Genomic DNA, 20,375 nt, shown 5'->3' on the forward strand with positions numbered 1-20,375 from the left:
CGCCTCAATTCCCTTTGCGTCGACAGAAGTGCTATTCTCCCCTGCCCGCCAATCTCTGGATGTAACGATGATATGGATGAGCTGCTGCACTGGTTTGAATTGATCGGTATCGCGGTCTTTGCCTTCAGCGGCGTACTCGCCGCAGGCCATAAACAGATGGATTTATTTGGTGCCGTGGTACTCGCCTGCGTCACCTCTATTGGCGGCGGCACCGCCCGGGACATTATTCTCAACGTCCCTGTATTCTGGCTTGAGCACACCTATTACCTGTGGATCGCCTCAATGACCGGTGTAGTGAGCTTTTACCTGATACGCTATTTAAAGGTCCCTATGCGCCTGCTGATGGTGGCAGACGCTATCGGGCTCGCCGTTTTTGTGGTGCTCGGAACCCAGAAAGTACTAGAAGTGGGCTATTCCGCGACTATCGCGATCGTACTCGGCGTAATGACCGGTACTTTTGGCGGGGTGATTCGAGATGTGCTGTCCGGTGACATTCCACTTTTACTCCGGCGAGAGATCTATGCCACCGCTGCCCTTACCGGTACGGCCATACTCGTTGCCTTGGACAATGTAGGGTGGCTACCCCATGAGCTGGTGGTGGCTATTGCTGTATTTGTGACCTTAGCGATTCGCCTCGCGGCATTGCGTTGGAATATCTCCGCGCCAGTGGCACGCTTCGGCAAGCACTGACCCGCTCAAAGGTCTGGAACCATAAACCACTATTTAGTAGCAGTCACAGGAATAATCTAAGTGCAAAAAGCCCGATTGCGCATACTCCTCATCATTCTCTTTTCCATGGTGATTGGAGCCTGTGAGCGCTCGACAAACTCCGCCCAAACCGGTCAACCCCAGCAAAAACAATACGCTCGCCTGGTAGCAAAGCCCTGCTGGTTCAAAACCGATGAAACCTGGCCTTTCACCCAGTGTTTCATGATGGAGGTGCCGGAAAATTATGCCCACCCGGAAAAGCGCAAAATCCGCTTCCCGGTAGTGCGCTTCCGCGCCACAAACCCCGATCCCAAGAAAATCCCCCTACTCCACCTAGGCGCCGGAGGCCCCGGAGCCAGCATGGGGTTAGAGCCCGAGAACGCTAGCGATTGGTTGTGGCTTAACTATGCCGCCATGACAGTAGAAGATGGTCGGGATCTGTTTGTTATAGATCCCAGGGGCACCGGTATGGCCCAGCCGCGCCTCACTTGCAGCGAGTTTATCGAAGATGCCGATACCGCCTTCCGGCGCAACCTGTCTCCGGAAGAAGAGGCCCGTGTCTTTTCTTTCAGCATGGAGCGCTGTTACAGCCGCCTGAGCAAAGGTGCCGACCTTGCCCAGTACAACAGTTCCGTGATCGCCAGAGATGTAGAAGAGCTGAGAAAAACCCTCAAGCTCGATAAATTCGACCTCTATGGGGTGTCCTACTCCTCCCGCTACGCCCTGACAGTGGCCCGCGACTTCCCGGAGTCAGTGCGCACCCTGGTGCTTAACAGCGCGGTCTTCCCCAATATTGTCTACACGCAGCAGCTCCCTCAGGACTCCTTGGCGGCCTACGAACGCGGCCTGAAGCATTGTATCGAAGACGAGAAATGTAACAGTCGCTACCCCAATTTGCGCCGCAGGCTGGAAAACCTGATCCAGACCTTAGACGAAGAGCCGCGCACCATTCCAGTCAAGCACCGTTACTCAAAACAAAGTTATCCCTTTGTGCTTACTGGACAGCGCTTGCTGAGAGTTCTGTTCCAGGCGCTGTATAACGAAAACTTTTACAGTGAACTGCCCAAGATGATCGAGGGGCTGGAAAATGAGGGCGATGAAGGATTACAGCCGGCCCAGAATGCCATCGCACACTTTATGGAGATCGTACTGGACCCCTACTTTGGGGATGCAGCCGGCGTTAGCCACTTCTGCTATGAAGAGGCTCCCTTTGTCGATTTTGATAAAGCTAGGGCCAACGCTGCTGACACCGGCATTCTCGGCGGGGCCGTGCGATCAGATTTAAATTTGTTGCAGCTACAGTGCCGTATCTGGGCAATCCCCTCTGCTCCACTCACTGAGTCAGAAGCCATCTCCACCCCAGCTCCAGTGATAGTGTTACACGGCGGACTGGATCCGGTGCTGGCTGCAGATGATGTCGATATCGCACGCAAAGAGCTACCGAATCACCAATGGCTGCTATTTCCCAACCTGGCTCACGATATTATTTCCGCAAGCAACTGCGCGGAGCGGGCTGTAGCGCGCTTTCTCGACAACCCTGCCGAAGATCAAACCGAAACCACCATGACTTGCCGCAAAGCGGAGCTGGCAGATCAGATTTCCACCGAAGAAGAGTCTGAGCCCAAGCAAGAAGCCGAACAACAGGCTGTCGAGCCCCAGGCAGCGGAAGTCCCTGCCCCGGAAAGCGGCCAATAACCAAAGACAACAGCCGAAGTTACAGCGCAAAAGCGGTATCAAGGATTGAGGAGAGGCCAATGGAGAGCAACAACAACCCTGCCCTGATTGAAGTTGCGGATTTGGTGGAGCTCAAAAAGACCGGCGAACCCGTAATATTGGACTGCCGCTACAGCCTGGCGGATCACGATAGTGGTGAGCGGGACTATCGAGCTGGCCATATTCCCGGAGCCCATTACGCCTGCCTGCACCGTGACCTCTCTGCCCCTATGCAACGCTACGGCGGCCGCCACCCAATGCCGAGTGCTGCACAGTTCCAGGACTACGCTCGCAATCTGGGAGTTGATAGTGACACACAGGTAATCGTCTACGACGACAACCGCCTGGGTTTCGCCGCCCGTGCCTGGTTCCTGTTTTTCTTCTTTGGCCACAAGAAAATCAGCATTCTGAATGGCGGCCTAAAAGCCTGGCTTGATGCAGGGGAGGCATTGGACACAAGTGATCCTATTCTATCCAGGCAAGGAAACTTCAGCGCACAACCAAAAGAAAATCTTCTAGTTCATTACGAGAGCATCAAGCAAAACCTGGATAAAGCACCTTGGCAGCTAGTAGACGCCCGGGACAGTCAGCGCTTTGAAGGAATTGAAGAACCTATCGATCCGATTGCCGGACATATACCCACCGCCATCAACCAGCCCTGGCAAAATATTACTAACAAAAACAATGGCAAAGTGAAATCCATTGCCGAACTTAAATCACAGTTTGGCAACTTAGCAGATGGTAAACCACTTCTAAATTACTGCGGCTCCGGAGTTACTGCCTGCGTTAATTTCTATGCTCAATATTTAGCTGGTCGCCACGACTCACTACTCTATCCCGGGAGCTGGAGTGACTGGTGCGCACATCAGTAACACTTAATCTTTACTATCGAGAGTCACTCTGCGAAATTGGAACACTTGACAAAGATATTGTATCAGACAAGTGCCCTTAGATTCATAGCGACATTTATATATAAAGAGCTATTAAAGCGGTCAAATAGGCATCGACCAATACCAACTTACTCCACACTATTTTTAACAGTGGCTGCTTCAAGAAAGTCTATCATTCTGTACTTTATCAATTATAAACATAAGTCCGCCATCCATTTGAAAGACCGAGGGAACCAAACCCACTCGACAAAATTTTCCGCCGGTAATACTCACGAAAGAAATTAAGAAAATCCTGTTTTGTATTAAAGCTGTACTCCCCATGATTAGGGTCAAAAAATATGCATCGCTGAGCCGTCCCGGCGGGCCCAATATAGAGAGAAATTGCATGGGCTGCGCGAAAGCAACCGAAGGTTGTACCTGACACAACAATTATTGCGTAATTATCATTTAATTGCTCTAATGATGCCACCAAGAAATCAGTCATTGACAAAAGCTGAACCCCAGGAGCAGCTATTTGCATGTTGGAATCCTCGCCAAGTCCAGGCACTGCATGCACCCCATGCCCCCTCAGCCACCCTTCCAGGTTGTTCATATATGAATTATTTTTATCGTGTGCCCAGCCCCACTGAGATTTGGCAACTTTTCTCAACTCACCAATATTTAAAGAGCGAAGCCGAGTAAATGTAAATGGACTTGTTCCAACCTTCCATCTTTCATACAAACCCAATTTACTTGATAGAGATGCCCCCTCAGAAGCCCTGCAATGTATCCAGTGCGCAGTCAAGGCCCCACAAATACCGAACTTACTGAATCCAGCGTAGTGCACCCAAACTCTTAGTGAGCCCTGGGAAAAGCCCCAAACTTTTTGCCCGCGATGACGTCCAGCAATTGTACTAACGCGCATTTTTACAACCCTCCTAACAGACAATTACAACCAAAAATATATTTCTTGAATTAAGCCAAACGAAAACCCACAATTAAAAAGTCAATCAACATTTAAGCCTTGGACTTTATATACAATAACTTTCTAACCTTTTTGAAAATCAAGTATCAAGAATGATATATGCACACCTACAGCCTCTCTCGAAACAACTAAAAAATGACTAGGGATTTCAGAAACCCCTCCTCACGTTTGGCGCCAAATTGATACTGACAGCCGGATTAGCCATATTTCGACTTAACCTAAACTAAAGTAAATCAGACCTTAGATCTTTAGGATTTGGTCATATAATTTTAGATTTCAGAGAATAAGACAACTTTTTTATTCTTAAGATAACCGTCTCCAACTCAAAGCTATATTTCAGCCAATTTAATGGTAACCCTGAGCGTAAATCACTCTCATCAAAGCAAGCCATCAAGGCGTTGCTGCACTTTTAGAAAGATAAAGAAATTGGGAACTCTAGCAACGCAGCTGATTGCAGCATTAGTGTACTTGAGCAACTACACTTTTAACCATCGCCGGGTCCAAAAGTACAACGCACATAAGCTGAAGATCATGATCGATTCGCCTGAGGAAATGATTGCCATCGACAAGAAGGGAGGGACAATTCACTTTGTCGATCCAGACACCTTTGTGATACGAAGTACTCTGAGCGACTTTCCACCTGTACCCCATGAATTAACAATCTCTCCAGACCGCAAAGAGGCATATGTTCCAATCTATGGCCCTGGGATCTATGGGAGTAATCCAAACCCTGGCCACTTGATCGCGGTCATCGACTTAGTGGCACGGCAACATCGCGGATACATCGACATCAATCCTTACCGAGGCCCCCATACAATGAAGTTTGGTCCAGATGGTCTGCTCTACTCGTGCGCGGAAGCGAGCGGCGTAGTCGTGATAATCGATATACGCTCCCGCGAAGTCATCGGCGCGATTGATGCCCGTAGCGTAGGCTGCCATCGACTCGTGATCACTCCAGACGGAACAAGGCTATTCACCGAAAACGAAGATGCTGACCCCTGGGCATCGGTCATCGACTTAAAGAAACGTGAGTTTTCACTCCGGCTACCAACACCCAATGGTGCAGCTGGAATTGACCTCTCCCCCGGTGGGGAGCTATTGGTCATCAGCGATGGCAAAGTACCTGATTTAGTAGTTTTTGATGCCATCGAATGCACTCAGATAACCCGTATTAGTTTGAGTGGCCATCAGTGCCCTGCGCAGATTGTGCGGTTTAGTCCCGACGGCAAGTGGCTGATTGTCACAAATATGGATGGAAATGTTGCGACGATCATCGAGAACCCTCCCTATGGGCGACAGCACCTAGTTCCAACAGGAAAGAGTCCGATGGACATGGCCTTCCACCCAAATGGCCAGACAGTTGTTATTGGAAATCAGGGGGACGGTACACTGTCCGTCATTGACTTACCATCAAAACAAGAGAGCGAGCGGCCGAAAGTGGGGGTAGGTGTGGAAGCTCTCGGTTTTTTCTAGCATGAAAAGTAGGCAATGAACGTTCTGCTATTTGAAATTAGGCTCCCTAGAGCACATTCATCAGTACACGGGGTCAACCTTTTAAGCTCTCGCTCCCGTCAATAAACGGGCACCACCGCGAAGCCAAGCGTTTTCAAATGGAAAATCACTCTTCGCGGCCTAGTGATTGCGGTCGATAAAGATTGCCCCTCAAAATTATTGTTTGTTTCTTGGTTTACCCTGCACCGCTTTAAAACGAGGGTTTGATTTACAAATGACATAAACACGCCCTCTGCGCTTAACCACCTGGCAATCCGGGTGCCGGGATTTAGCACTTTTTATAGAGCTGACCACTTGCATTCTTATTTACCCTTGCGATTGAAGCGCTTATTAAATTTGGCGATTCGACCATCGCTTTTTGAAACGTGCTGTTTCCCGGTGTAGAAAGGATGTGTAGCACTAGAAACATCTAAAGACATATAGGGGTATGTTTTACCCTCATATTCAGCAGTTTTCGTGGTCTTCGCAGTGGAACCAACGACAAAATAAGTATCTGCTGCTATATCGTGAAACAGTACATCGCGATATTCAGGGTGAATGCCCGGCTTCATATGATTCTCTCCAGTTAACACTAAAGTTATGATACATCACATCATTATATATGGCAATGATTATCATTAAGCTTGCGTTCAGATGAGGATTCAGTGCTTCTGCAAAACTCTTTTATTAAAATAATGTTCTAATAAATGATGCTTATTTACACATGGCTAGCGCCATTTACGGATTTGTAAGTCCGTTATTGTAAATGACTCAGTCATATCAGCTGAGATTGTTACCTGAAGTTTACCCCGGCTGCGATAGGTTCTAGTCTCCATCTCCAGTCACGGCAGTATGCCTATAAGGATGCAAGCAGTTACAGCCCCAGCCACCCCAGAGAAAGGGGGCACACCATGCCTTTATCGGCGACGCTATGTATTAACATGGATAGAGAAATGATTTCACATACTACATTGGGAACAAACGATTTAGGTAGGGCCGAGAAGTTCTTTGATGAATTGCTGCCTCTGCTAAATGGTAAGAAGTTGATGAACACCGATCGTGCTATTTTTTATTCTTTTGAAGGGAGCAGCTCAAAACTGGCAATATCAAAACCATTTGACCAGCAGCCTGCCTCACAAGGCAATGGCACCATGGTCGCCTTCTCAGCTTCAAGCATTAACAGAGTAAAAGAACTCCATACAAAAGCAATTTCACTAGGTGCCAAAAATGAAGGGGAGCCCGGTGAAAGATATGATGGTCTTTATTATGGTGCCTATTTTAGAGATCCGGATGGCAATAAATTTTCAATTTTTTGTTTGTTGCGTACCCCCAGTACATAGCAATTACTGTTGTTCAAGCTGCAAAGCTGAAGCGGTATATACTATTTTTTGGCCACACCTAAACAATGCATCATATAGTCTCACTTGATGCAGATTAAACTTACATCCCTGTCATATTCGCTTTCGCGATGCTCCTCATGAGGTAAAGAAATCACTTACACAGTGATCGCAAAGATAAGAATAATACCTTCACAGTTTGAGCAATGCGGCCTACCCTCTTAGGGCGCTTTATCGTCTTAATATTGACGCCATCGAAGACGAAAATATTCATGGCTATTACCAAACCTTACATGTGTACGCATCTACCGACCAATCTCTAGTGAATCGAATAAACCAACCAGACATATAGGCATGCCTGTAATATTCCTCAAAAAAGTCAAAAAAATCATTTCGACTCTGGAATCGATACTCACCATAATTTGGATCAAAAAATAGAGCACCAATATCAGAGTTCACCCGATCATCCGCAATCCAGGCGCTCACCGCGTGCCCTGCTCTACGCCCCGAGAAAGTGATATAGGCATACGCATCTTTGAGTTTTCGCAATGCATTGACCAACTTTATATTAATTGGTGGTGCTGGGGGCCTCGCGGGAGCTGCTTGTCCTGGTGGCAGCACTACAAAGTTATTCAGGGCCTCATCAATCTCGCTGGTACTCCAACGATACTCTTGGTGTAAACCTTGACCTATAAGCCAATTTTCAATATTGGGCCCCTGCCTACCTCCGCCGTAAGTCCAGGTATGGAAGTCCCGTCCAATCCTGATTAACTCACCAATATTCAGAGATCGATAGGTACGCAAGCTAAAAGGGCCAACATTCTGGGTAGTTGGTGTTAATCCGAGTCTGTCTGGCAACCCCATTTCATCGACAGCATTACTTTTAATCCAATGGGCTGCGAGGGCAGCACAAATACCAAATTTACTAAACCTGAAATAGTGAATATAGGTACGTGGAGAGGATTGCGAAAAGCCCCAAGTCTTCACGCCATTATTATTCCGCGCGATCCGATTAACCCCCATACCATCTCCCTCCTGAAAAAGGTAATTCACTTTAAAACAAAGGAAAGTGCTCACATTTTTGACTTCCCATAACTTAATATTAAGTCACCACCAGAGTGCTGACTTTAGATATTGGTCAAATATTTTTAGGCTTTAGACCTATTTAAAGTTCGGGTGAAATTAGGAGAAAACGGGGGCTAAATGCTATAGGTAAGATGGCCAAAGAGCTGACCATCTTAATAAGTGTCAAAAAATCATCACTTGAAATGATATACGCCATCTAAATTCATAAAAGATCAATATAAAAACTATATCGTTTCCAGATCCTATCAATTTTCCACGAATCAAATTTGTGCCGCGCCCGGTAGTGCATATTGCTCACCAGGTGAAAGAAGAAGTAAAAACCCTCCTTGTCCTCGAACCAAAACTCCCCAAAGTTTGGATCAAAGAAACAGGCACCCTGCTTTTGCCCGTCAAGTGACTGGACACCAACCCAAGCAGCTACCGCATGAGAGCCCTGACTCCGGTCTCGACTAGACCACATTTCAATCAACGCATAGGCACCATTAATCTGTTCAAGCCGCTGTCGCAAGGAATCCCTGTTTGATCTTCCGGTAGCTGAAGAAAGCACTCTCAACCGATTTAAAAGCAACCAGGCACTATGAGAACCTCGCCAGTTGGCACTTTGCTCCCAGGCTTGCTGTTGTGCCGCTATTCGTTGGCACTTCCCCATATTGAAAGGGATAAATCTTCGCTGATTCCAAACGCCACCTAGTTCATTGACCAGGGAATCATCATGAGCGTGTTATTTGATCCAGTGAGAAGCCAACGATAGACAAATACCGTTACCCATTACATTCCTGATATTGAAAATGGGAAATGATTAGGAAAAGTCCCAAGTACATACCCCATCCAACTGGCGCGCCATAGAGTAAACACTGTACATAAACGGTCCCATGAATAAATTATTGTGACTCTGTACTTAAGGAGCCTCTGGATAACTACGCGGATAGAGTGAAATCTGTAACGGGCAACCTTATTAACCGCAACCACTTCTGCTCCAGGCGGAAGTGAGGCGCAAGGGGTTCTTTTCTCCGACGCAGGAGTTGGAACTTTACGCGCCAGTTCCACAGTCGGCTTTATGGTTTGGACGCAAATTTTTAGATTTTGGTCATTATTTGAAAAGAACCAAAGACAGGGATGTAAACCCGGAGGAGAGAGGGCAAATAAAAGAGAAAAAAGTGACGGGGAAATAACCGTTTCAAGCATCACAAAAACAGGCGGCACTCACTGCGCCGCCTGCCTATGCCAGCTTACCAGCTTAGTCGTACATTGGGTTGCGAAGAATCGGGCAAACCACGTCTTCATTCTTAGCCATATACTGCTGGTGGTACTCCTCGGCGTAGTAGAACGGTTGGGCCATGCTGATTTCGGTAGTGATTGATCCACGATCTTTGGCATCCAGCGCTTCCTGCACAGCCGCCCTGCTCGCTTCCGCCTCCTGTTTCTGGCCTTCGTTCAGGCAGAAAACACAGGAACGGTACTGGGAGCCGATATCGTTACCCTGGCGCATACCCTGGGTTGGGTCATGGTGATCCCAAAAGATCCGCAGGAGTTCTGCGTAGCTCACCTTTTTGGGATCAAAGATTACTTTCACCACCTCCGCGTGCCCGGTACGGCCGGTGCAGACTTCATCGTAGTTCGGGTTTTCAGTGGCGCCATCGGTGTAGCCAACGGCAGTGGCAAACACACCATCAGTATCCCAGAACACATGCTCTGCGCCCCAGAAGCATCCCATACCAAAAATGGCGACTTCCAGGTGCTCAGGGAATGGCTCTTTAATGGTGTTGCCATTTACAAAGTGGGTGCCACTGATATCCATCGGCTGGGGCCGGCCGGGCAGCACCTGGTCCGCATCGGGTATCTGAAATTTGTCGTATTGCATACTGTTTTCTCAAGTGCAGGTATTTTCTTTTGTCAGGATAGCTCGAAGGCGCTTATCCTCCCAGATCTAGGGAGCCTCTGAATAATTCCGTGGTGCCTCTGGCTTTCAGAGCGGTTCACAATCAAGGCGCGGCTTTGTAGGAATGTCCAGACCTTTCAAAAAGTCGCAACGCAGAGTGTGAATCGCTCTGAAAGCCCCGCAGGGCGGGTCTTGAAGGCCACAGCTGCTACTTTGCAGCTCTTGGCCATTCGCTGGCGAGCTTGTGCATAAGCTCTGCAGCCTTCAAGACCCGCAGAGACCTTACGGAATTATTCAGAGGCTCCCTTACTATATTAATCCGCGAATCAAGTAGTTAAGAGGACTCTATGATACGCAGAACAAACATTGGCAGATCAACACTATAAGGAGTCGTCATTGGCGCGCTTAATCTTACTGATTTTAATCGCCATCGGTGCCTGGTATCTCTGGCAAAAAATCAAATCTAGCTCACCGCAGGAGCGGCGCAAGCAGATTTTTATGGCCTGTATCGCCGGCGTCGCCGCAATAGTGGTCGTGCTGGCTATCACCGGGCGCCTGCACTGGGTAGGAGCAGCGCTCGTGCTCATTCTTCCAGTGCTGGGGCGTTTGCTCAGTCAGCTCTCCCGTTATTTACCCTGGCTGATGCCATTGTTTGAAAAGTATTCAAACAGGCGCCCAAACCCAGGGGCCACTCAACATCCTCCGCCACACAACACCGAGGGCCCGCCACTCTCGGAACACGAAGCGCGCCGCATCCTTGGCGTTGATGCCGATGCTGGCAGAGATGAAATCATTAGTGCACACCGCAAATTAATCCAAAAACTCCACCCAGATCGCGGCGGCAACGATTACCTGGCATCGCGTATCAACGCCGCTAAGGAGTTACTGCTGAGCATTCTTGGTTAAACCTTATAAAGCAAGTGGATATACCTGGCCAATTGCCGATAGGGGTCCACCTGGGAGTATTCAAGCTCTTTTTCCACAATGGCCGACGCGGGCAACTTTTCCCGGATTGATGGCGTCATAAAGTCGTGGAAGCAACGGATGCCGCTGTGACAAACCACGGAAAAGTCCGCTTCGGTCAACCAGTCTTCCACCCATTCCGGCAGAAGTGGATTCTGTGGTGTGAGGCTGCCAGGGTGGCCACCCCAGTTATCCCCTTCAATATTACGGTCCAACTGGCGAAAGCTGCCCCGCTGTAATAGACGGAACTCAAGGGCACGCCGATTGTAGAAAGTGAGCGAAAGATGCCCACCAGGCTTTAACAGGCTGCGCAGCTGCTGCAACGCCTGTTGCGGCTGCTCCAACCATTCCAGCACAGCGTGGCAAATTACCAGGTCGGCGTCCTTTAACGCTTCTACTTGCGGCAGTTCTTGCAGGGGTTTATGCAGCAAGGTCATTTGCTTTTGCAAATGGCGCTGGCGAATTTCCGCATCCGCGAGTTCAAGCATCTGCGCAGAAATATCTGCGAGAAAAACCTCGTGCCCAGCCTCAGCCAGATCCATGGCAAAGTGGCCCTGGCCGCCCCCAGCGTCAACGATTTTTAGAATGCGCTGCTCGCTCCCCAACAGCGGCGCCAGATCCCGGTTGAGCACTGCCAAGCGGATATCCCCTTTAAGGCCGCCATAGATACGGTTGCGAAAACGGTGAGCGAGATCGTCAAAGTTTCGATCTTTACGCAGGCTGTCACCCATCGGAGCCCTCACCTTGCAAAGCCTCATTGCAACGGCGGCGGTTCTCGGCGAATTTGCGCTGTAGCGCCTCTTCCATATCAACCCCCAGTACAGCGGCCAGTTTGCTCAAGTACATCTGAATATCCGCCAGTTCAGCGGCAACTTGCTCGGCCTTGTCGCCTGCCATTAGATCCTGGATATCTTTATCACTGCACCATTGCAAGTGTCGCCCTAACTCTGCAACTTCCACAGATAGCGCCATGGCCAGGTTTTTTGGGGTATGCAGTGACTGCCAGCCGCGCATTTCAGCGACTTCATCAAAAGCCGCCAGGATTTCACGGTCTTTCATCGAATTTTTTCCTCTGCTGGCGCTCCAGCCCGCCCTCCCGGGCCGCCAAAATTGAATTCAGTGCGCGGGACAAAAACTCACGCCTGTATAAAACACAGACAACAAACAGATAGCCGGCAACAAACAGGATTGGGTGGATAAACCAGCCCAGCACTGACATTGAGAAATAATAAGAGCGCAGACCGTAGTTGTAACTGTGGCCCGCATGGTCAATCACCTTGGCTGTACTGATGGCAAACCGGCGTCGCTCTTCCTCAGATAGATCACCGGTTTCCGGCGGCGGTGCTGCACCAATGAGTACATTGGCGAAGGAGTACTGGCGCAGTGACCAGGTAAAATTGAAAAAGGCGAAGATAAAAATCAGGATCAACAACATCACCTTGAGCTCAAACTGCTCAACGGTGGTGGGCTCCGCAAAAGGCAAACTGGTGAGCACTTCGATGGCGGCCTTGTTCGCCGTCAATGCCGTGACTAAACCCGCCAGGATAAGAATACTGGTGGAGGCAAAAAAACCAATGACCCGCTCCAGGTTACTGAGAATAGCGGTATCCGCCATGCGCATATCCCTATCGAGCATACGCATCATCCATTCAACGCGGTACCACTGAAGCGATGAAGTAAGGCACCAGGTTTCTTTGGCTTTTTTTCGCGCAAAAACGGTGTAACCCACCCATGTGATAAAAAAGCCAATGACACTGGCAATATCCAACCAGGACAACCTCTAATATCTCCGTGTTCGTCTACATTTATGCCGTAGCTTCGGCAAGCGAAGTCTTCGCCCTACTGGCATCCTTGTCAACACTGTCTTTCCGATGTGTGCAAGCGGTAGAATAGCGCCCTTTCGCCGGCAGCAGTGGCCGGCCAGAAAATTCATATAACTCCAGGGAGCTGTCTTTTGAGCAACTCACATCCTGCATTTGAACTGGTTACCAGCGCAGATATTGATTCTCTCGGCGTGCGCGTCGAGGAATACCGACACATTACGACCGGTGCCCAGCACCTGCACATCGCCGCAGACAACTCGGAAAATGTTTTCCTTGTCGCCCTGCGCACCGTGCCCGAAGATTCCACCGGTGTCGCCCATATTCTTGAACACACCGCCCTGTGCGGCAGTGACAAGTACCCGGTGCGCGATCCCTTCTTTATGATGATCCGGCGCTCACTCAATACCTTTATGAACGCCTTCACCAGTTCAGATTGGACCGCCTACCCGTTTGCCAGCCAGAATCGAAAGGATTTTGACAACCTTCTCGACGTCTACCTGGATGCGGTATTTTTTGCGCGCCTGGACCCGCTGGACTTTGCCCAGGAAGGCCATCGCCTGGAATTTGCCGAGGCGGATAATGCGAGCAGCGAGCTCGTCTACAAAGGTGTCGTGTTCAATGAAATGAAAGGCGCCATGAGCTCCGTCACCTCGCAGCTGTGGCACACCCTGAGCAAATACCTGTTCCCCACCACCACCTATCACTACAACTCCGGTGGCGAACCTACTGATATTCCAAAGCTGAGTTACGAGCAGCTGGTTGCCTTCTACCGCAGCCACTACCATCCCAGCAACGCCACCTTTATGACCTTCGGTGATATTCCGGCGGCGGAACACCAGGCCGCGTTTGAAGAAAAAGCGCTGCACAAGTTCGAGAAACTCGACAAGACCATCTCGGTTGGGCGCGAAGACCGCTACCAGGCGCCGCTGAAAGTCGAAGAGCACTACCCGTTAAATGGCGAGCCCCTGAAGGCCAAGACCCATATCGTATTGAGCTGGCTGCTGGGTGATGTCACCGATCTTGAAGAGGCTCTGACCGCACACCTGCTCGCCGGTGTACTGCTGGATAACAGCGCCTCACCGCTGATGAAGCTGCTGGAAACCACCGACCTGGGCACTTCCCCTTCTCCGCTGGTTGGCCTGGACGATTCCCAACGCGAACTGGTGTTTGTCTGCGGTATTGAAGGCAGCGAACGCGAAAGTGCCGACGAGCTTGAGCAACAAGTTCTCGACGTGCTGAGGGACGTGGCGGAAAACGGCATCCCCTACGAACAGGTAGAAGCCAGCTTGCACCAGCTGGAATTACAACAGCGAGAAATTGGTGGCGACGGCTACCCCTTCGGCTTGCAATTGATTCTCACCGCATTGACCGGCGCCACTCACCGTGGCGATGCCATCGGCCTGCTGAATATCGATGCCACCCTGGAGCGACTGCGCGAGCAGATCAAAGATCCGAAGTTTATCGCCAATAAAGCCCGTGAACTTCTGCTGGAAAACCAGCACCGCGTACGTATGGTACTGAGCCCCGATGAGCAGCTGGCTGCGCGCCGCGAGCAGGCGGAGAAAGACCAGCTGGCGGAAATCAAAGCCGCTCTCAGCGACAAAGAAAAAGCACAGATTGTCGAAACCGCCAAAGCCCTGGCCGATCGACAAAACCGCGAGGACGACGCTTCTATCCTGCCCAAGGTCGGCGTGGAAGATATTCCCGCAGAGCTTCCAGATGTCGAAGGCGAAGCAATAGAGTTGGGCCCACAGAAGTTGACCCGCTATAGCGCGGGCACCAACGGCCTGGTTTACCAACAAATGGTCTGCGCGCTACCGGAATTCACCGAAACCGAAAAACAGCTGCTGCCCTACTACTGCCAGGTACTGAGTGAAGTCGGTCTGGGTGAAAAAGACTACCTGGAAGTCCAGCAGTGGCAGACCAGCGTGGTGGGCGCCCTGCACGGTTTCACCAGCAGCCGCACTGCCATCGACAACCTGGATCACCTGTCCGGCCACTTTATCCTGTCCGGTAAAGCGCTGGCACGCAATCAGGGCGGCCTGACCGAACTGATGCAAGCCACTATGGAGCAGGTGCGTTTTGACGAGCACGCCCGCATCAAGGAACTGCTACTGCAAACCCTCGCCCGCCGCGAACAGGGTGTTGTCGGCAATGGCCACGCCCTCGCCATGGCTGCCGCCAGTGCCGGTTACAACCGCGCCGCCTGGGAGAGCCATGCCAGCGGTGGTCTGCTGGGTTTGCGCAACCTGCGGGCCCTGGTTGCCAGGCTGGAAAAAGAGGAAGGCCTGCAAGACCTTTCCACCCACTTCCAGGCTATCCACCAGAAAATCCTCGCAGCACCGCGCCAGTTCCTGCTGGTGGGTGAAGAAGAGAAAATTGGCGATTTCAGCCAGACACTGATGCCACTGACCTCGACTTCCAGCATCGCCGCAGCCAACCCCGCTGCACCTTTCGAACGCAAACAAGTCGAGGAACTCTGGGTTGCCAACAGCCAGGTGAACTTCTGTGCCAAGGCCTACGCCACTGTGCCTATGTCCCACCCGGACGCGGCACCGCTGTCGGTTTTGAGCGGCTTCCTGCGCAACGGCTTCCTGCATCGCACTATCCGCGAACAGGGCGGCGCCTACGGCGGCGGTGCCGGCCACGACAGCAATATCGGCGTATTCCGCTTCTACTCCTACCGCGATCCGCGTATGGGTGAAACCCTGGAGGACTTCGACGCATCCCTGAAGTGGTTAGCCGAAGAGAAGCACAAGGAAGAACAGGTTGAGGAAGCGATTCTCGGTGTCGTCGGCGGTCTGGATAAACCCGGCTCCCCCGCAGGTGAAGCCAAGAAGAACTTCCACTCGGGCCTTTACGGCCGCACCCACGAGGCGCGCCAGCAATTCCGCAAACAGGTTACGGAAGTTACCCTGGAAGACCTGCAACGCGTCGGTGCCACCTATCTAGACCCGAGCAAGGCCAGTACCGCCATTGTTACCGGTCCCCAAGGTAGCGAAGCGGCAGCCAAACTCAACCTGAAGGAAGAGAAGCTCTAACTGGAGCTCGACGATTCCCCGGCAATTTTTCCGGGGAAGCTCTGCGGCGCCGGCCAAAAACCGGCGCCGATCTATCGCCGTTATCCTCTAGCGAAGTTCCGATGAGTAAACACGACAATATTTATGCAAACCCACTGGGCCAGGTAGCCGGCTTCGAGTTCGATCGCCAGGTGGTGCAGGTTTTTCCCGATATGATCAAGCGCTCCGTGCCCGGCTACACCACGATCGTAGCCATGATCGGCACCCTGGCAGAGCGCTACGCCCAAGCTGGAAGCCGCTGCTATGACCTGGGCAGCTCCCTGTGCGCGGCAACCCTGGCCATGCGCCATCGCATTCCCGCTGCCGACTGTGAAATCGTCGCCGTGGACAATTCGCAAGCCATGGTTGATCAGGCGCGCACAGTGCTCGAAGCCGATAGCGGTGAGGTTCCCGTTCAACTTATCTGCGACAACCTGCAAAACGTTGCTATCGAAAATGCCTCGGTCGTAGTGCTCAACTTCACCCTGCAATTTATTCCGGTGGAAGAGCGCGAGGAAATCCTGCAGAAAATCCACGATGGTTTGCGCCCCGGCGGCATTCTGATTATTTCCGAGAAAGTGGATTTCGCCGATAAAGCCCACAACGAGTTAATGATCGAACTGCATCACTCCTTTAAAGCCGCCAACGGTTACAGCGCGCTGGAAATCGCACAGAAGCGCTCTGCCCTGGAGAACGTATTAATTCCGGAAACCCTGGATACCCACCGCACACGACTGAAAAATGTCGGCTTTACCAGTGTCGATGTCTGGTTTCAGTGTTTTAATTTTGCCTCTTTAATCGCCATCAAAGGCGCGCCGGAAAAGTAAGTACCCCGTGATCGACTACACCCAACTCTATCAAGGCCTGCAACACGTTCCCGCCCTGCGCACCTGGCTGGCCCAGCTGCCAACACAGGTGGCTGAAAACCTGAGCCCTCATCGCTGGGGTGACCTGCCCGATTGGCGTGCAGCGGTGGAAGCCCTACCGGAAATCACGCCCTCCGCTATCGAACTCAACAGCAAGGTCAGCGCAGGCACTGCCGCCGATGCCAGCTCAGAACAACTCGAAGCCCTGGAGCGGGAGCTGCGCAAATTACACCCCTGGCGCAAAGGCCCCTGGGAGTTATTTGGACTAAATATTAATACTGAGTGGCGCTCCGATTGGAAATGGGATCGGGTACTTCCGCACCTGGCACCACTGAAAAATCGACTGGTGCTCGATGTGGGCTGTGGCAATGGGTACCACTGCTGGCGTTCCTACGGCGCCGGCGCGCGCCGCGTAATCGGTATTGATCCCTCGGCCAAATTTGTCGCGCAATTTTACGCGCTGAAAAAATACCTGGGCCAGGAAGCACCGGTGGATTTGTTGCCCCTGGGTATTGAAGCCCTCCCGACAAACTTGCGCGCTTTCGACACCACTTTTTCCATGGGGGTGCTCTATCACCGCCGTTCACCCATGGATCACCTGCGCGAATTGCGCGAGACCCTCCGCCCCGGCGGCCAGCTTGTACTGGAAACATTGGTTATCGACGGCAAACTGGGCGATTGCCTGGTACCCGAAGACCGCTATGCAAAGATGCGCAATGTGTGGTTTTTCCCCAGCTGTGCCACCCTGGAGAGCTGGTTGCGCAAGTGCGGTTTCCGCAATCCCAGGACCGTAGATTTGAACACCACCAGCCTGGAGGAACAGCGGCGTACCGACTGGATGCACTTCGAATCCCTTGCAGATTTTCTCGACCCGGAATCGCCAGACAAAACCACAGAAGGTCACCCCGCGCCCAAGAGAGCGGTTTTGGTCGCGGAAGCGCCGTAGCTTGTCTATACGCTTAAGGTCTGGGAACTCATAAATTCCGCAAAATTTGCTGCTAATAGAATTTTGTACGGAATGGAGAGCACCATCTTGATTGTTGCGACTCATAAGGCAAAGTGCGCCCCTAAATAGTGCAACTATATCCTTTAGGGAGGGCTGCCGCAGGATGCAGCCCGGCGCAGAGAATATTTATGAGTATTAGCGTTTTTGAGCTTTTCAAAATTGGGGTTGGCCCTTCCAGCTCCCACACGGTGGGCCCTATGGTTGCTGCCCGCCAATTCGTGCAGGATTTGCAAGACCGGGACCAACTACTCCGCACAGACCGCGTGCAAGTCCATTTATACGGCTCACTGGCCCTGACCGGGGTTGGTCACGGCACCGATATGGCGGTACTGATGGGGCTATTGGGTCAATCTCCAGACACCATTAATGTCGACTCTATCGACGAGAAAATGGCACAAATCCAGAGCGAACGCCGCCTGTCACTAAATGGTGACCAGGATATCGAGTTTATTCGCGAGCGCGACCTGGTTTTCCATATGGAGGAATTTCTTCCACAGCACTCCAACGGAATGACCTGCCAGGCATACTCTGGCGAAGAGCTGCTGTTCGAGCGCAGCTACTTCTCCATCGGCGGCGGCTTTGTGCTCTCCGAAGAGGATTTCGCTCACAAAGAGGAGATCGCTACCCTTCTGCCCTATGACTTCAGCAGTGCAGAACAGCTGATGAAGATCTGTGATCATCACGGTTGGACTATTGCCGAGCTGGCCATGGAAAACGAAAAAGCCTTCCGCAGCGAGCAGGAAGTCAAAGACCGTTTGTGGAATATCTGGAAAGTAATGGATGCCTCCATTGAGCGAGGCTGCCATCAGAATGGCATCTTGCCCGGCGGCCTCAATGTTCGCCGCCGCGCTGCTGAACTCTACCGGGAGTTGAGCAAACAGAGCCCGGAAGAGCGCAACCACGGCCTCGCCATTCTCGACTGGGTTAGCCTTTTTGCCCTCGCCGTCAATGAGGAAAATGCCGCGCGCGGGCGCATTGTCACCGCGCCCACCAACGGTGCCGCCGGTGTGATTCCCGCCGTTATCGCCTACTACGTGGAATTTGTCCACGACAGCAATATTCACGGTGAATTGAAAGACCAGGTAGTGAAATTCCTGCTCACCGCCGGTGCTATCGGCATGCTGTTTAAAAAGAATGCCTCTATTTCTGCCGCTGAAGTGGGCTGCCAGGGAGAAATTGGCGTCGCCTGCTCCATGGCTTCCGCCGGCTTGGCCGCCGTAGAGGGCGGCACCAACCAGCAGATTGAAAACGCTGCTGAAATTGGTATGGAGCACAACCTTGGCCTTACCTGTGACCCAATCGGTGGATTGGTGCAGGTTCCCTGTATCGAGCGCAACACCATGGGTGCGGTAAAAGCTATTAACGGCGCTCGCCTGGCCCTGCGCGGTGATGGCGCCCATATCGTACCGCTGGACAGCGTTATTGAGACGATGCGTCAAACCGGTATCGATATGCAGAGCAAATACAAAGAGACCTCTCTCGGCGGGCTCGCGGTAAATGCTGTGAACTGCTGATATTTTTCGGCAGGAGCACAAATCTGCTCCTGCCGCTTACCTAGCCCTGAAGATACCAGATTCTTTTTGTGGCATTTTTCCAACGAACCCTCACCGAACTTTAAACATCACTGGTTAAATATCAACGAGCGATGGGCTCCGACACCCGCCATGGTACCGGATGCTATCGCGAAGGTTCCGCTTTGCATCGGATTGGATAAATCCCCTGCAGCAAAGACCCCCCTTTCAGAAGTCTCCTTAAAGGGATCCACTTTTACAATCCATCCAGTAAACGACTCCTCCAATTCCAGCCCCAATTGGCTGATAAAAGGGGAAGACATCTCAGCTTTAGGACTCACATAGAGCCCCTCCAGTGGCACCCTGCGGCCATCCGCTAAAACAACTTCACTTAAGCTATCCCCCTCTCCTTCCAGCTGGGTAATTGGAGCTTTCTCCAGCATCACTCCTCGAGCCAACAAGTGATCTAGCACCTCACCCTCAGGATTAAACTGCCCCTGGGTAAACAAGGTGGTAGCGCCCCAATCGGGAATCATCGCCGCCTGATGGAAAGACAGCTCACTGGTAGCCAGCACACCTAAAGGGCGATCACTCAGCTCATAACCGTGGCAATAGGGACAGTGAATCACACTCCTACCCCAGCGCTTCTTTACCCCTGGAATATCGGGCAGTTGATCCGAAATACCAGTTGCCAGAATCAGCCTCTTCGCCTTAAAAGTGCTATCACCCTGTCCAGTAACAGCAAAACCCTCTTCCTGAATCTCCACACTGTCCGCGGCACCTTCAACCAATTGAAAGCTCGAATATGCCTTCAGCTGGGTTAAGGCCGTGGCGCGGATCTCCCCTGGAGTCTTACCATCCAGGCAAAATACACCATGAGAGGCCTTCGCAAAGCGATTTCGGGGTTTATTGGCATCCAACACGACGACCTTTCGCCGCCCACGAACAAGCTGCATAGCCGCAGATAAACCGGCAAAACTACCACCGATGATCAATACATCCGTATCCACAGTCACTCCTCCGATATCATGTAACTTTTATTGTTACACAAAAAACAAACCTGTACAACACACGTAACA

20 protein-coding genes are annotated in these 20,375 nt (G+C 51.4%); 10 read left to right on the forward strand and 10 right to left on the reverse strand.

Annotated elements, in window-relative coordinates:
• Positions 1 to 72 precede the first annotated feature (72 nt).
• From BTJ40_RS13015 to BTJ40_RS13025, 3 genes are read left to right on the forward strand one after another with little or no spacing between them, the layout of a single operon-like run.
• Entirely contained in the window at positions 73 to 690 is a 618-nt protein-coding gene (locus tag BTJ40_RS13015) for a trimeric intracellular cation channel family protein (RefSeq protein ID WP_108733502.1), read from the forward strand.
• Positions 691 to 750: 60 nt separating this feature from the next.
• Complete coding sequence (locus tag BTJ40_RS13020; RefSeq protein WP_238151999.1) at positions 751 to 2,403, forward strand: alpha/beta hydrolase; 1,653 nt, start codon at positions 751 to 753, stop codon at positions 2,401 to 2,403.
• Positions 2,404 to 2,462: 59 nt separating this feature from the next.
• On the forward strand, positions 2,463 to 3,293 hold the full coding sequence (locus BTJ40_RS13025) for a sulfurtransferase (RefSeq protein WP_108733503.1): 831 nt from the start codon (positions 2,463 to 2,465) through the stop codon (positions 3,291 to 3,293).
• 205 nt (positions 3,294 to 3,498) lie between these two features.
• On the opposite strand, the gene BTJ40_RS13030 is transcribed toward BTJ40_RS13025, so the two are convergent.
• Entirely contained in the window at positions 3,499 to 4,215 is a 717-nt protein-coding gene (locus tag BTJ40_RS13030; protein ID WP_108733504.1) for a YopT-type cysteine protease domain-containing protein, read from the reverse strand.
• A 669-nt stretch (positions 4,216 to 4,884) separates the two neighbouring features.
• Between BTJ40_RS13030 and BTJ40_RS13035 the strand changes: the two genes are divergently transcribed.
• Positions 4,885 to 5,748, forward strand: coding sequence for a YncE family protein (locus BTJ40_RS13035; protein WP_157954061.1), 864 nt, complete (start codon positions 4,885 to 4,887; stop codon positions 5,746 to 5,748).
• Positions 5,749 to 5,943: 195 nt separating this feature from the next.
• On the opposite strand, the gene ykgO is transcribed toward BTJ40_RS13035, so the two are convergent.
• Entirely contained in the window at positions 5,944 to 6,087 is a 144-nt protein-coding gene (gene ykgO / locus BTJ40_RS13040; protein WP_108733506.1) for a type B 50S ribosomal protein L36, read from the reverse strand.
• Between the two features lie 2 nt (positions 6,088 to 6,089).
• Entirely contained in the window at positions 6,090 to 6,338 is a 249-nt protein-coding gene (locus tag BTJ40_RS13045; protein ID WP_108733507.1) for a type B 50S ribosomal protein L31, read from the reverse strand.
• A 339-nt stretch (positions 6,339 to 6,677) separates the two neighbouring features.
• Between BTJ40_RS13045 and BTJ40_RS13050 the strand changes: the two genes are divergently transcribed.
• A complete protein-coding gene (locus BTJ40_RS13050) occupies positions 6,678 to 7,106 on the forward strand; it encodes a VOC family protein (RefSeq protein WP_238152000.1) in 429 nt (142 codons plus the stop codon).
• Between the two features lie 276 nt (positions 7,107 to 7,382).
• Here BTJ40_RS13050 and BTJ40_RS13055 read toward each other — a convergent pair whose 3' ends face one another.
• The 3 genes from BTJ40_RS13055 to msrA form a co-directional block, all read right to left on the reverse strand.
• A complete protein-coding gene (locus BTJ40_RS13055) occupies positions 7,383 to 8,126 on the reverse strand; it encodes a YopT-type cysteine protease domain-containing protein (protein ID WP_108733509.1) in 744 nt (247 codons plus the stop codon).
• Between the two features lie 265 nt (positions 8,127 to 8,391).
• Positions 8,392 to 8,838, reverse strand: a complete 447-nt coding sequence (locus BTJ40_RS13060) for a YopT-type cysteine protease domain-containing protein (protein WP_108733510.1) — start codon at positions 8,836 to 8,838, stop codon at positions 8,392 to 8,394.
• A gap of 588 nt (positions 8,839 to 9,426) precedes the next feature.
• Positions 9,427 to 10,050 (reverse strand): peptide-methionine (S)-S-oxide reductase MsrA, encoded by a 624-nt coding sequence (gene msrA, locus BTJ40_RS13070; protein WP_108733512.1) that lies wholly within the window; start codon positions 10,048 to 10,050, stop codon positions 9,427 to 9,429.
• Positions 10,051 to 10,464: 414 nt separating this feature from the next.
• On the opposite strand from msrA, the gene BTJ40_RS13075 reads away from it, so the two are divergent.
• A complete protein-coding gene (locus BTJ40_RS13075; RefSeq protein WP_108733513.1) occupies positions 10,465 to 10,974 on the forward strand; it encodes a DnaJ domain-containing protein in 510 nt (169 codons plus the stop codon).
• Here the strand turns inward: BTJ40_RS13075 and BTJ40_RS13080 are convergent.
• From BTJ40_RS13080 to BTJ40_RS13090, 3 genes are read right to left on the reverse strand one after another with little or no spacing between them, the layout of a single operon-like run.
• Positions 10,971 to 11,762, reverse strand: a complete 792-nt coding sequence (locus BTJ40_RS13080; RefSeq protein WP_108733514.1) for a methyltransferase — start codon at positions 11,760 to 11,762, stop codon at positions 10,971 to 10,973. The two genes, BTJ40_RS13075 and BTJ40_RS13080, sit on opposite strands and share 4 nt — an antisense overlap.
• Entirely contained in the window at positions 11,755 to 12,090 is a 336-nt protein-coding gene (locus BTJ40_RS13085; RefSeq protein ID WP_108733515.1) for a nucleotide pyrophosphohydrolase, read from the reverse strand. Before BTJ40_RS13085 ends, BTJ40_RS13080 begins: the two co-directional genes overlap by 8 nt.
• Positions 12,077 to 12,808 (reverse strand): DUF599 domain-containing protein, encoded by a 732-nt coding sequence (locus BTJ40_RS13090; protein ID WP_108733516.1) that lies wholly within the window; start codon positions 12,806 to 12,808, stop codon positions 12,077 to 12,079. Before BTJ40_RS13090 ends, BTJ40_RS13085 begins: the two co-directional genes overlap by 14 nt.
• A 177-nt stretch (positions 12,809 to 12,985) precedes the next feature.
• Here BTJ40_RS13090 and BTJ40_RS13095 point away from each other — a divergent pair, with 177 nt between their 5' ends.
• The 4 genes from BTJ40_RS13095 (at position 12,986) to BTJ40_RS13110 (ending at position 19,299) form a co-directional block, all read left to right on the forward strand.
• A complete protein-coding gene (locus BTJ40_RS13095; RefSeq protein WP_108733517.1) occupies positions 12,986 to 15,895 on the forward strand; it encodes an insulinase family protein in 2,910 nt (969 codons plus the stop codon).
• A gap of 101 nt (positions 15,896 to 15,996) precedes the next feature.
• Positions 15,997 to 16,740, forward strand: a complete 744-nt coding sequence (gene cmoA / locus BTJ40_RS13100; RefSeq protein ID WP_108733518.1) for a carboxy-S-adenosyl-L-methionine synthase CmoA — start codon at positions 15,997 to 15,999, stop codon at positions 16,738 to 16,740.
• A gap of 7 nt (positions 16,741 to 16,747) precedes the next feature.
• Positions 16,748 to 17,725, forward strand: coding sequence for a tRNA 5-methoxyuridine(34)/uridine 5-oxyacetic acid(34) synthase CmoB (gene cmoB, locus BTJ40_RS13105; protein ID WP_108733519.1), 978 nt, complete (start codon positions 16,748 to 16,750; stop codon positions 17,723 to 17,725).
• Positions 17,726 to 17,913: 188 nt separating this feature from the next.
• The gene (locus BTJ40_RS13110; RefSeq protein ID WP_108733520.1) at positions 17,914 to 19,299 is read left to right on the forward strand and encodes an L-serine ammonia-lyase; all 1,386 of its coding nucleotides are present in this window, start codon (positions 17,914 to 17,916) and stop codon (positions 19,297 to 19,299) included.
• A 107-nt stretch (positions 19,300 to 19,406) separates the two neighbouring features.
• Here BTJ40_RS13110 and BTJ40_RS13115 read toward each other — a convergent pair whose 3' ends face one another.
• A complete protein-coding gene (locus tag BTJ40_RS13115) occupies positions 19,407 to 20,306 on the reverse strand; it encodes an NAD(P)/FAD-dependent oxidoreductase (protein ID WP_108733521.1) in 900 nt (299 codons plus the stop codon).
• Between the last annotated feature and the right edge of the window lie 69 nt (positions 20,307 to 20,375).

The organism is Microbulbifer sp. A4B17, assembly GCF_003076275.1.
Lineage (GTDB): Bacteria > Pseudomonadota > Gammaproteobacteria > Pseudomonadales > Cellvibrionaceae > Microbulbifer.